Origin of the sequence: Burkholderia sp. Ac-20392 (genome assembly GCF_017104585.1) — a bacterium.
Taxonomy (GTDB): domain Bacteria; phylum Pseudomonadota; class Gammaproteobacteria; order Burkholderiales; family Burkholderiaceae; genus Burkholderia; species Burkholderia lata.
The window spans coordinates 1-594 of sequence record NZ_JAAGPB010001130.1; the positions used below are offsets into that span (position 1 = coordinate 1).

General features: G+C 64.0%; 1 protein-coding gene. It reads right to left on the bottom strand.

Features of this window, described 5'->3' with window-relative positions; all coding sequences use genetic code 11:
* On the bottom strand, nt 1-337 hold a 337-nt coding region (locus tag G3N99_RS41200; protein WP_206125309.1), incomplete at its 3' end, for a LysR family transcriptional regulator.
* Between the last annotated feature and the right edge of the window lie 257 nt (nt 338-594).

Here is a 594-nt window from a genome sequence, read left to right on the forward strand (position 1 = left end):
TCGCGTCGATCAGCGAGCCGCTCAGGTAGGCCGCGAAGGTCGGCATCATCGCGAGCCGCAACGACCCGCTGCCGAGATCGGCGACGTCGTGCAGCGCGCGCTGCCCCGAATCGAGCTCGTGCAGCGCGGCGCGCGCATGGCGCGCATAGACTTCGCCGAACTCGGTGAGCTGCACCGCGCGGCCCGAGCGGTCGAACAACTGCACGCCGAGCGTTTCCTCGAGCTGGCGCACCTGCTGCGACAGCGTCGGCTGCGACACGTGCAGCGCGTCGGCCGCGCGCGTGAAGCTGCGCTGCTCGGCGACGGCCAGGAAATAGCGGATGTGGCGCAGTAGCATGGCGTCCAACGTATTGGTTTTACCAATGAACAGCATAACGATCCAGTCTTGGACGCTATGGTTCGATTCCCGCATCATACGCACATCCGTTCCCGTGCATGACCGCTGTCACCGCACCGGAACGGCTCGCCCGGGCCCGCCCTGCCTCCGCCCGCCGCACGAAGATCGGAAGAGCGGCGTGGAGGGGAAGAGTGTATAACCCGTGGTAAGTCTCAGTGGGTGGTGCATCAGTAGAGAAAAAATGATATATATATCAT